This window comes from Ruminococcus sp. AM26-12LB (assembly GCF_003480785.1).
Classification (GTDB): Bacteria; Bacillota; Clostridia; order Lachnospirales; family Lachnospiraceae; genus Blautia_A; species Blautia_A fusiformis.
Genome location: NZ_QUJX01000002.1, coordinates 94210 through 107190, shown reverse-complemented (window position 1 = coordinate 107190; position 12981 = coordinate 94210). Strand labels below are relative to the sequence as shown.

Here is a 12981-nt window from a genome sequence, read left to right as displayed (position 1 = left end):
TGAGTATAATACAAACAAATGTTCGAATATAAAAAAGAAAGGAATCAGTGGAATGGCAAAAAAAGACACTTATGATGCGGGCAGTATCTCTGTCCTGGAGGGCCTCGAGGCCGTGCGAAAGCGCCCCGGTATGTATATCGGAAGCGTATCCAGAAAGGGACTGAACCATCTGATATATGAGATCGTAGACAATGCGGTGGATGAGCACCTTGCAGGGTACTGCAGCCGTATCCATGTAGTTCTTGAGAAGGACGGTTCCTGTACAGTAGAGGATAATGGACGAGGGATCCCGGTGGATATGCATGCCAAGGGAATATCTGCGGAGCGTCTTGTTTTTACAACCCTTCATGCAGGCGGTAAGTTTGACAATTCCGCATATAAGACAAGCGGCGGACTTCATGGTGTAGGTTCTTCCGTAGTGAACGCATTATCTACGTATCTGGATATTAAGATCAGCCGTGATGGCTATATACATCATGACCACTATGAGAGAGGAATCCCTACCATTGAACTGGAAGCAGGACTTCTCCCCAAATTAGGGAAGACCAGAGGTACCGGAACCTGTGTGAATTTCCTTCCGGATCCGGAGATTTTTGAGAAAACAAGATTTGGAGCAGCGGATGTAAAGAGCCGTCTTCATGAGACTGCCTATCTGAATCCGGAGCTTACCATCCATTTTGAGGATCGAAGAGGGGACACTCCTGAGGATATCGAGTATCATGAGCCGGAGGGAATCGTAGGCTTTATCCGTGACCTTAACAAGAATGCACAGCCTCTCCATGATCCGGTTTATTTTAAAGGAGAGGCAGACGGGATCCAGGTGGAGGTTGCTTTTCAGTTTACCAATGAGTTCCGTGAGAACGTTCTCGGATTCTGCAATAATATCTACAATGCAGAGGGAGGAACTCATCTGACCGGATTTAAGACTACATTCACAACGGTAATGAACACCTACGCACGTGAGATCGGTGTACTGAAGGATAAAGACCCCAATTTTACAGGTGCAGATATCCGAAACGGAATGACTGCTGTAGTCTCCATCAAACATCCGGCACCCCGCTTTGAGGGACAGACCAAGACCAAGCTGGATAACCAGGACGCATCCAGAGCCACCGGCAAGGTAGCAGGAGAACAGCTGGTACTGTTTTTTGACCGAAATCTGGAAACACTGAAGATCGTCCTTTCCTGTGCGGAAAAGGCGGCCAAGATCCGTAAGACCGAGGAGCGTGCCAAGACAAACCTTCTCACCAAACAGAAATACTCTTTTGATTCCAACGGCAAGCTGGCCAACTGTGAGAAAAAGGATCCGTCACTGTGTGAGATCTTTATCGTAGAGGGAGATTCCGCCGGCGGTTCGGCCAAGACAGCCAGAGATCGTAACTATCAGGCGATCCTTCCAATCCGCGGTAAGATCCTCAACGTAGAGAAGGCTACCATCGACAAGGTGCTGGCCAACGCAGAGATCAAGACTATGATCAATGCCTTTGGCTGCGGCTTTTCCGAAGGCTACGGAAATGATTTTGATATCACGAAGCTTCGTTATGACAAGATCGTGATCATGGCCGATGCGGATGTGGATGGTGCTCATATCTCTACTCTGCTTCTGACCTTGTTTTACCGTTTTATGCCGGAGCTTATCTATGAGGGACATGTGTATATTGCCATGCCACCTCTTTATAAGGTAATGCCGAAGAAGGGGCAGGAGGAATATCTCTACGATGACAAGGCTCTTGAGAAATACCGTAAGAGCCATAAACCGGGAAGCTTCACGCTCCAGAGATACAAAGGTCTCGGTGAGATGGACGCCCAGCAGCTCTGGGAGACTACCCTGAACCCTGAGACAAGAATGATGAAGCGTGTGGAGATCGAAGATGCCCGCATGGCCTCCGATGTGACAGAGATCCTGATGGGAAGCGATGTTCCGCCACGTAAGGCCTTTATCTATGAGCATGCAACAGATGCAGAGCTGGATATTTGATTGGGAGAATAAACTATGAATACGAAACAGGACAATATCATCCGCACCGATTATGCGGAGATCATGCAGAAATCATATATCGATTACGCCATGAGCGTTATCATTTCCAGAGCACTGCCGGATGTACGTGACGGACTGAAGCCGGTACAGCGCCGTACCCTTTACGATATGTATGAGCTTGGCATCCGTTACGACCGCCCGTACCGTAAATGTGCCCGTATCGTAGGAGATACTATGGGTAAATATCATCCCCACGGTGACAGCTCCATTTATGATGCGCTTGTAGTCATGGCGCAGGAATTTAAAAAGGGTCGTACACTGGTGGACGGACATGGAAACTTTGGTTCCATTGAAGGCGACGGAGCCGCAGCCATGCGATACACAGAGGCCCGCCTGGAGAAGCTGACCCAGGAGGTTTTTCTGGAAGACCTTGATAAGAACGTTGTGGACTTCATGCCGAACTTTGATGAAACAGAGAAGGAGCCGGTAGTACTTCCGGTGCGTATCCCAAATCTCCTTGTAAACGGAGCAGACGGAATCGCCGTTGGTATGGCTACCAGTATCCCGCCGCATAACCTGGGCGAAGTGGTGGATGCTGTGAAGGCATACATGAAGAATAATGATATCAGCACCCGTGGGCTGATGCGTTATCTCAAGGGCCCGGATTTTCCGACAGGTGGTATCGTAGTAAATAAGGACGACCTTGTAAAGATCTATGAATCTGGAACAGGTAAGCTCCGTATCCGTGGACGGGTGGAAATAGAGAAGCTGAAGGGCGGTCGCCAGCAGCTGGTGATCACAGAGATTCCTTACACCATGATCGGTGCAAACATCGGAAAATTCCTTAATGATATCGCAACCCTGGTAGAGACCAAGAAGACCACAGATATCGTGGATATTTCCAACCAGTCCTCCAAAGAGGGGATCCGTATCGTTCTGGAACTGAAGCGCGATGCAGACGTGGAGAACCTTACCAACATGCTCTATAAGAAGACCCGACTGGAGGATACCTTCGGTGTCAACATGCTGGCAGTTGCAGACGGAAGACCGGAAACACTGGGACTGAAGCAGATCATTGCTCACCATGTGGACTTTGTATTTGAAGTAAATTCCAGAAAATATACAACCCTTCTTGCCAAGGAACAGGAGAAACGGGAGATCCAGGAAGGCCTTATCAAAGCCTGCGATGTCATTGATCTGATCATCGAGATCCTCCGTGGCAGCAAGAGCCGTGACCAGGTAAAGAAATGCCTGACCGATGGTATCACAGAAGGGATTAAATTCAAGACCAAGACCTCCGAAAAAGCGGCAAAAACCCTGAAATTCACAGAAAAACAGGCCGCAGCTATTCTGGACATGCGTCTTTACAAGCTGATCGGTCTGGAGATCGATGCTCTGATGAAGGAGCATGAGGAAACCATGAAGAACATTGCTGCTTATGAGGATATCCTGAATAATTATGACTCCATGGCAGCAGTGATCATGGGTGAACTGGATCAGATCAAGAAGGAATACGGCAGTAAGCGTAAGACTTCCATTGAAAACGCCGAGGAAGCTGTTTATGAGGAGAAGAAGATGGAAGAGACCGAAGTCTGCTTCCTGATGGATCGTTTCGGATATATGCGTCTCATTGACAAGAATGCCTACGAGCGTAATAAGGATGCCGCTCATGCAGAGAGCCGCTATGTCTTTACCTGCATGAATACGGACAAGATCTGTATCTTTACAGATACCGGCAAGCTCCACACCGTGAAGGCAGAGGATATCCCGCTGGTGCGTTTCCGTGATAAAGGTGTTCCGGCAGATAATCTGGGTAATTATGATAGTACTTCCGAGCAGATCCTTTATGTGGCACCGCTGAGCCAGGTGGCAGCCTCCACAGTGCTCTTTGTTACAGAGAACGGCATGTGCAAGCTGGTAAAAGGAGAAGAGTTCCGTGCTTCCAAGCGTACCATTGTTTCCACCAAGCTTGCAGAGGATGACCGCCTTGTATTCGTAGGAGCAGCGGACGAGATGGATCAGGTTGTGTTCCAGTCTGAAAAGGGTTACTTTCTCCGTATCATGAAAACCGAGATCTCCGTCACTAAGAAAAACGCTATGGGTGTCCGCGGCATGAAGCTTACCGGCGAAGACCGGATCCACCATGCGTATCTTTTGGAAAGCAGGCAGGAGTATGCCATTACCTACCACGACAAACCATATGTACTTAACAAAGTCAAACTCGCCAAGCGAGACACCAAAGGTGTGAAGCCGAGAATCTGATCACCACCCCGCCATCTACCTCACAGCTTACGGTGATCTGGCTGGAACTGACCATTCGTGAGATGCACGCTCATTCCCGGTTTGACGGGCAGATATGAGGGGAAGGCTCTCCTCCCTGAAATACGTAGACAAAGGTCAGCTCTACGAAGCCACCATCCTCAAGTCCCTGAAAGAAGACACCACCCGCCGCACTGTAGTCCTGGTATCCCACAGAGTCTCCACTATGAATGTGGTGTATGAGATGGAGAATGGGAGATTATCATAAGAGATGGCGCTTTGGATACATTGATATAGATGAACTAAAGCAGTATAATATATAACTTGTAGTGAGGGTACGGTGTTGTAAATGGAAGAGAAGAAGATGAATTATATTGCACATTGTGATGGTGAACGTGAACAAAGTATATTAGAGCATTTGCAGGGAACGGCAGAAAAAGCAAAAGATTTTGCAGAAGTTTTTGAAAAAGGAGATTGGGGATATTGCTGTGGAATGCTGCATGATATCGGAAAATATAGCGATAAATTTCAACGTCGGATTCGTGGAGAAGAAATAAAAGTGGATCATGCAACAGCAGGAGCAAGAGTTTGCATGGAATTGGGTGGGATGTATCCGTTTTTGGAGATGTGTATTGCGGGACATCATGCTGGCTTATCCGATTATGGCGTCAGCACAGATACAGGAAATTCATCTACTACACTTGGAAGAAGAAAGAAGAAAATAGAAGATTTTTATGCATACAAAAAAGAAGTGAAGATTCCAGAGTTAAAAACATCACCAGTTAATGTAGAGAAAACGAAGGATTTAAATTTTTCTTTAAGTATGTTTACGAGAATGATGTATTCTTGTCTTGTCGATGCCGATTTTCTTGATACAGAAGAATTTATGACAGAAGAAAGATCGGGACGACAGCAGGGGCAAGAGATACAGGTGCTTCTGGATAAATTGGAAAAATATATAACAGAGTGGCTGAAAAATACAGAAACAGAAAGTGTAAATGGCAGAAGAACAGAGATTTTAAAAGCTTGCCTGGAAAACGGAGAGAGAGAAAAAGGCCTTTTTCGGCTGACGGTTCCGACTGGTGGAGGTAAAACGGTTGCATCGCTTGCATTTGCATTAAGGCATGCAGTTAAGCATCACATGAAACGTATTATTTATGTGATACCTTATACCAGTATTATCGAACAAAATGCAGCAGTTTTTCGAAGGATATTAGGAGATGAAAATGTTCTGGAAAATCATTGCAACATAGATTATGAGGAAGCAGAAGAACTGAAACCTATGCAGCTTGCTTCTGAAAACTGGGATAAACCAGTAGTAGTTACAACGAATGTACAATTTTTTGAATCCTTGTTTTCAAATAAATCTTCAAAATGCAGAAAATTACATAATATGGCAAATAGTGTGATCATATTTGATGAAGCACAGATGTTGCCAAATGACTATTTGAAACCCTGTCTGACAGCAATTGAAGAACTGGTGATAAATTATAAGGTGAGTGCAGTATTATGTACAGCTACACAACCGGCATTGGATGCTTTTTTTTGCAATATAAAGCAGATTACTGAGCTTTGTCCAAGGACAGAGGAACAGTTTGAGTTTTTTAAAAGAGTTCACTTTGAAAACGATGGAAAATTGTCAGAAGAAGACGTGGAAGAATGTCTGTTAAGAGAAACACAGGCATTATGCATTGTGAATACAAAAAAGAAAGCTCAAAAAATTTATAATGCTATGAGAGAAGATGGCGTTTATCATTTATCTACGAGCATGTATCCAAAACATAGAAAGCGTATGTTAAAGCAGATAAAAGAACGATTGAGAGAAGGGAAAAAGTGCATTGTAATTTCAACAAGTCTGGTAGAGGCAGGAGTAGATCTTGATTTTTATACAGTATACAGACAGCTTTCAGGAATAGATTCTATCATTCAGGCGGCAGGAAGGTGTAATCGTGAGGGAAAACGGACGATAGAAGAAAGCAAAGTGGTGATTTTTCAGTTTGATGATGCTGAAAAAGTTCCAGGGCAGAGACAGCAGATGGATGTTTCGAAAGCGCTGCTTGCGAATGAATGTAAAATTGAAGATATGCAGACTGTAACAAGATACTTTGAAATGCTTTATCATATGCGAGGTGAAAGTTTGGATAAAAAGAAAATCTGCGAAGAGTTTAATGGGGGATGGCATCATTTTGCTACAGTGGAAAGAGAGTTTAAACTGATAGATGAAAACACGGTAACCGTTTTTGTAAATCAGGAAGAAGATGCTCAGGAAGTGATACAGGATCTGAAAAATAAAGGTTTTACAAAATCCGGAATGAGACGGGCTGTACAATATTGTGTGAATTTGTATAAACAGGAATTTGAGAAATATAATGATGCGGGGATGCTGAAGCTGGTTTCGGAAGATATAAAGGATTTCTATGAACTGACAGATTTAGAACAATATTCAGAGGAGACAGGACTGAATCTTGAGGTTGACTGTGGCATGGCAGTTTGGTTGTGAAAATATGTAGATTAGAGCAGGGAGATTAAGGTGGAAAAACCTTAATCTCCCTGTTCTAATTCTACACGGTTACATTTAAAATTATTATTTCAATCCACAGGAACCATTTTAATCGAATCAAGCAAGTCGCCTGCCTTCATAGGCATTAAAATGTTTTCTGACATACTATAAATATAATATATAAATAAAAAGAATTCAATAAATTTAAATGTAAATAATTTAGGGGCAAGTATTGTATATTTTGGATGAGTGTAGTATATTTAAGATGACGAGAAAAAATAAAAGAAAATTATTAAAAATAAAAAGAATTTACAGAAAAAAGGAGCTGCATATGATTCTATATCATGGGAGCAAAGAGGTAGTGGAATATCCGGAAATCAGAAAAGCCAGATTTAACAAAGATTTTTATTTTGGTTTTTATTGTACAAATATTGAAAAGCAGGCAGAACGATGGGCTATAAGATATGGTAAAAAAGGATATATTAACAAGTATGAGTATACAGAAAATCAGAGATTAAATATTCTTAAATTCGATAAAATGACGGAAGAATGGCTGGATTTTATTATTTCCTGTCGAAAGGGACAGGCACATCAGTATGATATTGTGGAAGGACCAATGGCAGATGATACAATCTACAATTATCTGCAAAATTATCTGGATGGAAAGATTTCAAGAGCTGCTTTCTGGGAATTGGTAAAATTCAAGTATCCAACGCATCAAATCAGTTTTCATACAATTTCAGCACTGGATACATTGAAATTTGTAGGAAGTGAGGTTGTTTATGGCGAGAAAAAATAATAATGCTTTGTTTTTTACCTGTAGTTTGATCGAGTACATAGGACGAACTCAAAAACAACGTCGGTGGAAAGTTACGGATTATCTTGGAATGGAAAATATAAAGCGAATATATAACTATGCGGATGTCTTTCACTGTGAGCCAATAGAAAAAGTTGCGGCAGAATTTACAGAGCAATGTGATATTCCGGAGGGCGAATTTGACAATGTATCAATATGCAGGTATGCAATTCCGGATTACTGGGATATTGGAGAAGTATATGAGAGATTAATAGAAGACATATACGATGATACAGAACTTGAAAAGGGAATATGGGAAATTTATCATTCCTGGATTGATGCACATATTTCGGACTATAATACAGATTTTTATTATCAATCACGAGATTATATAGCAGCATGTTATAAAGCTGGTGAAATAATATGAGAAAAGAGGGAAAGTGCCTATGGGAATGGGAGTAAAGGTCAGAGTGTGGGGGGATTATGCATTATTTTCAAGACCAGAGATGAAAGTAGAACGGTGTTCTTATGATGTAATAACACCGTCGGCTGCCAGAGGAATTTTGGAAGCAATTTACTGGCATCCGGGCATGAAATGGTGTATAGATAAGATTTATGTGAAGAAACCGGTTAAATTTACCAGTGTAAGAAGAAATGAAGTGAAGAGTAAGGTATCTGCAAGTAAAGTGCTTGAAGCCTATAATGGAGGAATGAAACCCCTATATTTAAGCAGTAAAGAGGAAATTGTACAGAGAGCGTCTTTGTTGTTAAGTGATGTAGAGTATGTTATTGAAGCTCATTTTGAAATGACGGAGAAAGCAAATGAAACGGATAATCCAGGGAAATTCAAGGATATTATTATGAGGAGATTGAAAAGAGGCGCATGTTACAGTATGCCTTATTTTGGGTGTCGGGAATTTCCTGCAAATTTTGAGTTGTGTAATGAAGAGGAAATTCATACTGCATATGACGATGTAGAGGAAAAAGATTTTGGATTTATGCTATATGATATTGATTATTCGGATGAAGAGAATCTTAGCCCCATGTTTTTTAGAGCAATCATGAAACAGGGAGTAATAGATGTGCGAAACTGCGAGGTGGTTCGATGATACTGCAGGCATTGGTGAAATATTATGAAGATTTGGAAAGACAAGAAAAATTACCCAAACAGGGGTGGTGTCAGGCAAAAGTTTCTTATGGAATCAATTTGTCTACAGACGGGGATATAAAGAATATCTTATGGCTGAAGGAGGAGAGACAGACAGGGAAGAAACAGATTTGGATTTCACAAACAATGAAAGTTCCGGCAATGCTCACGCGATCATCCGGAGTTGCGGCGAATTTTTTATGTGATAATTCGAAATATATGCTTGGAATTGATAAGAGTGGTACAGGAAAAAGAATTACAGAATGCTTTGAAGCGGCAAAGGAGAAGCATCTGAAGTTGTTGAAAAATACTTCCGGAGAAATGGCACAGGCTATATGTGCTTTTTTTTATAAATGGAATCCGGAAAAAGCAAAAGAAAATGCTGCTGTTTTAGAAAACTGGGAGGAGATCACGGATGGTGGAAATCTTATATTCTGTATGGATAAAAAATATGCCCAGGATGACAAGGAAATAGAGCAAATATGGAATGTAGAAAGTAAACAGTCGGAAACAGATATAAGTGGAATTTGTCTGGTAACAGGAGAAAAAACTGAAATTTCAAGAATTCACAGGAATATAAAAGGGGTGCCGGGAGCACAGTCCAGTGGTGCAGCTTTGGTTTCTTTTAATGCACCATCATTTGAATCTTATGGAAAAGAACAGAGCTATAATGCACCGGTCGGAAAATATGCAGAGTTTGCTTACACAAGTGCGTTGAATTATTTGCTGGCACAAAAGAAATATACGTTTCCGCTGGGAGATTCTATTATTGTATATTGGGCAGAGGAGGCAAAGACGGAATATCAGGATGCGCTTTTAGCATTGTTAAATCCGGTAAAAGATAATCAAAGTGAGGTACATGGATTTTTTGAAAAACTCAGAAAAGATGAACAGATCATAATTGATGACATTGAATTAAATCCATCTCAGAAGTTTTATATTTTATGTCTGGCACCAAATGCTGCCAGGTTATCTGTAAGATTTTTTTATCAGAGTTCATTTGGAAATATTACGAAAAATCTGGCATGTCATTATGAACGAATGCAGATGATAAAACCTAAATGGGAAGAGCGGGAATATCTTGGAATTGAAGATATGTTAAAAGAAACAGTGAATATGAATTCACGGGATAAAAAAACAATCTCCAATATGGCCGCTATGGCGTTTTCAGCTATTTTACAAAATTCCAGGTATCCGGCAAGTTTGTATACAGATACATTAATAAGAATACGGGCTGAGCAGGGATGTGTAACATGGGGAAGAGTTTCTATTGTTAAGGCATTTCTGATAAAAAATTATAAAAATACGGAAGGAGAGATCTGTATGGGATTAAATGAAGAATCTAATGATGTAGCATATGTATTGGGAAGATTATTTTCTGTGTTGGAGTCGATTCAGACAGAGGCAAATCCTGGAATAAAATCAACAATTCGAGATCGGTATTTTAATTCAGCATGTGCAACACCGGCATCAGTATTTCCAGTATTGTTTAAATTAAAGAATAGTCATATAAAAAAAATAGAAAGAGATAAAGGGTATTTGAAAAGAAAATATGAAGATCTTTTGGGCGAATTGGTGAGTAAGCTAGAAGCTTATCCAAAACGTTTGCCATTGGAGGAACAAGGAAAATTTATTTTGGGGTATTACCACCAGAAACAGGAAAGTATTTGGGAAAACGGGAGGGAAAATAGATGAGCGAAGTTATTAAAAACAGATATGAGTTTGTAGTTTTATTTGATGTGGAAAATGGTAATCCAAATGGAGATCCGGATGCAGGAAATATGCCAAGAATAGATCCGGAAAGCGGCTTAGGGCTTGTTACGGATGTCTGCCTGAAAAGAAAAATAAGAAATTATGTGGAAACAGTAAAAGAGGATGCACAGGGTTACAAAATTTATATTAAAGAAGATGTTCCGTTGAATCGAAGTGACCGAACGGCATGTGAAAATGTTGGAATCAAAGAAACAGATGATAAGAAAGTAACGGAAGCATTAAAAAAACTGAAAAAAAGTGATCCGGGTGTGGATTCAAAATTGCGGGATTACATGTGTGAAAATTATTATGATATCAGAACTTTTGGGGCAGTAATGACTACTTTTGTAAAAGCTTCTTTAAACTGCGGACAGGTGCGTGGCCCAGTTCAGCTTGGATTTGCCAGAAGTATCGACCCAGTGATCAGTCAGGAAGTTACCATTACCCGTGTGGCAATCACAACAGAAAAAGATGCCGAAAATAAAAGTACCGAAATGGGAAGAAAGAGTATTGTGCCATATGCATTGTATCGCGCAGAGGGCTTTATATCTGCAAATCTTGCACGAAAAACAACAGGATTTACAGAAGAAGATCTGGAACTTCTGTGGGATGCGATCATAAATATGTTTGAAAATGACCATTCAGCAGCCCGTGGAAAAATGTCAGTACGTGAACTGATCGTGTTTAAGCACAGTAAAGAATTGGGAGATTGTCCGGCATATAAATTGTTTGATGCAGTTGAAGTAACACGAAAAGAAAATGTAGAATATCCGAGAAGATATCAGGATTATACAGTTGAAATTCATAATGATAAAATACCGGAATCTGTTGAAGTAAAAAGGATGATTTGATGGAGTATACAGAAGATGATTATTTGATGATATCAGGTATACAGCATTTTAAATTTTGCAGAAGACAGTGGGCATTGATCCATGTTGAGCAGCAGTGGGCAGAAAATGTTCATACAGCTGTTGGAAAACTGATGCACCAGAAGGTACATGATCCATATTTGACGGAAAAAAGAAAAGATACTATTTTGGTAAGAGCTTTGCCGGTTTCTTCAAGAATTATGGGAGTGAGTGGAGAGTGTGATCTTGTAGAATTTCATAAATGTGAAGATGGAATACGGCTTCATGGACATCGGGGAATGTATTCTGTTTATCCGGTAGAATACAAAAAAGGAAAAGAAAAATCAACAGATGCCGATAGATTGCAGCTTGTGGCACAGGTTTTATGTCTCGAAGAAATGTTTTCTGCAACAATACCTGAAGCAGCTCTTTTTTATGGAGAAACAAGACGAAGAGAAGTTGTGGAAATTACAGAGGATCTGAGAAATGCAGTCAAAGATATATTTGAAGAGATGCATCAGTATTACAATAGAGGTTATACTCCGAAGGTAAAAACAGGTAAAATGTGTAATTCCTGTTCATTAAAGGAACTTTGTCTGCCCAAATTAAACAAACAAGTTTCTGTGAAACATTATATAGACCAGATGCTGAAGGAGGAAGAGACATGAAAAAACTTTTGAATACGTTGTATGTAACTTCTGAAAACAGCTATTTGGGTTTAGATGGAGAAAATATAGTTGTTTTTGAAGAGGATAAAGAAAAAGGAAGACTTCCATTACATAATCTGGAAGGGATAGTTTCCTTTGGATACAGGGGCGTCAGTCCGGCATTGATGGGATCTTGTGCAGAAAAAAATATCTCTCTTTGTTTTATGACGCCCCAGGGAAAATTTCTTGCGAGGATAACCGGAAAGACAAGAGGAAATGTGCTTTTGCGAGAACAGCAGTATGCAAGCAGTTTGGATTCAGCAATCAGCCTGGAAATTGCAAAAAACTGTATACTTGGAAAGGTGTATAATGCAAGATGGGTGTTGGAACGCTGTGTTAGAGATCATAGTATGCAGGTAGATGCGGACAAAATAAAAATAGCATCAGAAAAGCTGAAACATACGTTGGGATTAATTCAAACATGTGAATCAAAAGCACAATTAAGAGGTTTTGAAGGGGAAGCGGCCAGCGTGTATTTTGGAGTTTTTGATGAAATGATTTTGCAACAGAAAAAGGATTTTTCATTTCAAGGAAGAAATAAAAGACCACCGTTAGATAATATGAATGCAATGTTGTCTTTTGTATATACGTTGTTGACAAATACGATTGCTTCTTCCCTGGAGTGTGTGGGGCTGGATCCTTATGTGGGATATCTTCATACCGAAAGACCAGGTAGAGTATCACTGGCTTTGGATATGATAGAGGAATTAAGAGCTGTATTGGCAGATCGTTTTGTATTATCGCTTGTTAACAAAAAGATTGTAAATGGAAAGAATTTTACCAAAAAAGAAAATGGAGCTGTTCTGATGGATGATGAGCTGCGAAAAAAGCTGTTGGTAGAATGGCAGAAGAAAAAGAAGGAAACCATCACACATCCGTTCTTGAAAGAAAAGGTGGAATGGGGAATGGTTCCTTATGTACAGGCAATGTTGTTGGCAAGATATTTAAGAGGAGATTTGGACAGTTATCCAGTGTTTTTGTGGAAATGAGGTGA

Annotated in this window: 11 protein-coding genes; 10 read left to right on the top strand and 1 reads right to left on the bottom strand. The window is 40.7% G+C overall.

Features of this window, described 5'->3' with window-relative positions:
• The first annotated feature begins 52 nt into the window (after nucleotides 1-52).
• Nucleotides 53-1978 (top strand): DNA gyrase subunit B, encoded by a 1926-nt coding sequence (locus DW694_RS01710; RefSeq protein ID WP_022426613.1) that lies wholly within the window; start codon nucleotides 53-55, stop codon nucleotides 1976-1978.
• A 15-nt stretch (nucleotides 1979-1993) separates the two neighbouring features.
• Nucleotides 1994-4240, top strand: a complete 2247-nt coding sequence (locus tag DW694_RS01705) for a DNA topoisomerase (ATP-hydrolyzing) (protein WP_118071137.1) — start codon at nucleotides 1994-1996, stop codon at nucleotides 4238-4240.
• 70 nt (nucleotides 4241-4310) lie between these two features.
• Here the strand turns inward: DW694_RS01705 and DW694_RS16810 are convergent, their stop codons facing one another.
• A complete protein-coding gene (locus DW694_RS16810; RefSeq protein WP_173733046.1) occupies nucleotides 4311-4451 on the bottom strand; it encodes a hypothetical protein in 141 nt (46 codons plus the stop codon).
• Between the two features lie 135 nt (nucleotides 4452-4586).
• On the opposite strand from DW694_RS16810, the gene cas3 reads away from it, so the two are divergent.
• From cas3 to cas1c, 8 genes are all read left to right on the top strand, one after another.
• Entirely contained in the window at nucleotides 4587-6737 is a 2151-nt protein-coding gene (gene cas3, locus DW694_RS01700) for a CRISPR-associated helicase Cas3' (RefSeq protein ID WP_330591130.1), read from the top strand.
• A gap of 331 nt (nucleotides 6738-7068) precedes the next feature.
• The gene (locus DW694_RS01695) at nucleotides 7069-7536 is read left to right on the top strand and encodes a DUF3990 domain-containing protein (RefSeq protein WP_015525783.1); all 468 of its coding nucleotides are present in this window, start codon (nucleotides 7069-7071) and stop codon (nucleotides 7534-7536) included.
• Entirely contained in the window at nucleotides 7520-7960 is a 441-nt protein-coding gene (locus DW694_RS01690; RefSeq protein ID WP_059085218.1) for a hypothetical protein, read from the top strand. The genes DW694_RS01695 and DW694_RS01690 overlap by 17 nt, the downstream gene beginning before the upstream one ends.
• Before the next feature lie 19 nt (nucleotides 7961-7979).
• Entirely contained in the window at nucleotides 7980-8642 is a 663-nt protein-coding gene (cas5c, locus tag DW694_RS01685; RefSeq protein ID WP_015525785.1) for a type I-C CRISPR-associated protein Cas5c, read from the top strand.
• A complete protein-coding gene (gene cas8c / locus DW694_RS01680; RefSeq protein ID WP_118752445.1) occupies nucleotides 8639-10375 on the top strand; it encodes a type I-C CRISPR-associated protein Cas8c/Csd1 in 1737 nt (578 codons plus the stop codon). The genes cas5c and cas8c overlap by 4 nt, the downstream gene beginning before the upstream one ends.
• Nucleotides 10372-11283, top strand: a complete 912-nt coding sequence (gene cas7c / locus DW694_RS01675; RefSeq protein WP_059085216.1) for a type I-C CRISPR-associated protein Cas7/Csd2 — start codon at nucleotides 10372-10374, stop codon at nucleotides 11281-11283. Before cas8c ends, cas7c begins: the two co-directional genes overlap by 4 nt.
• Nucleotides 11283-11948 carry a CRISPR-associated protein Cas4 gene (gene cas4, locus DW694_RS01670; protein ID WP_059085215.1) on the top strand — a complete coding sequence of 222 codons (666 nt, stop codon included), beginning with the start codon at nucleotides 11283-11285 and terminating at the stop codon, nucleotides 11946-11948. Before cas7c ends, cas4 begins: the two co-directional genes overlap by 1 nt.
• A complete protein-coding gene (cas1c, locus tag DW694_RS01665; RefSeq protein ID WP_015525792.1) occupies nucleotides 11945-12976 on the top strand; it encodes a type I-C CRISPR-associated endonuclease Cas1c in 1032 nt (343 codons plus the stop codon). Before cas4 ends, cas1c begins: the two co-directional genes overlap by 4 nt.
• Nucleotides 12977-12981 lie beyond the last annotated feature (5 nt).

What these genes read in the sequence shown, in the direction of transcription:
- cas7c (WP_059085216.1), top strand. Translation starts at nt 10,372, where the DNA reads ATGAGCGAAGTTATTAAAAACAGATATGAGTTTGTAGTTTTATTTGAT.
- DW694_RS01690 (WP_059085218.1), top strand. Translation starts at nt 7,520, where the DNA reads ATGGCGAGAAAAAATAATAATGCTTTGTTTTTTACCTGTAGTTTGATC.
- cas5c (WP_015525785.1), top strand. Translation starts at nt 7,980, where the DNA reads ATGGGAATGGGAGTAAAGGTCAGAGTGTGGGGGGATTATGCATTATTT.
- DW694_RS01695 (WP_015525783.1), top strand. Translation starts at nt 7,069, where the DNA reads ATGATTCTATATCATGGGAGCAAAGAGGTAGTGGAATATCCGGAAATC.
- cas4 (WP_059085215.1), top strand. Translation starts at nt 11,283, where the DNA reads ATGGAGTATACAGAAGATGATTATTTGATGATATCAGGTATACAGCAT.
- cas1c (WP_015525792.1), top strand. Translation starts at nt 11,945, where the DNA reads ATGAAAAAACTTTTGAATACGTTGTATGTAACTTCTGAAAACAGCTAT.
- cas3 (WP_330591130.1), top strand. Translation starts at nt 4,587, where the DNA reads ATGGAAGAGAAGAAGATGAATTATATTGCACATTGTGATGGTGAACGT.
- cas8c (WP_118752445.1), top strand. Translation starts at nt 8,639, where the DNA reads ATGATACTGCAGGCATTGGTGAAATATTATGAAGATTTGGAAAGACAA.
- DW694_RS01710 (WP_022426613.1), top strand. Translation starts at nt 53, where the DNA reads ATGGCAAAAAAAGACACTTATGATGCGGGCAGTATCTCTGTCCTGGAG.
- DW694_RS01705 (WP_118071137.1), top strand. Translation starts at nt 1,994, where the DNA reads ATGAATACGAAACAGGACAATATCATCCGCACCGATTATGCGGAGATC.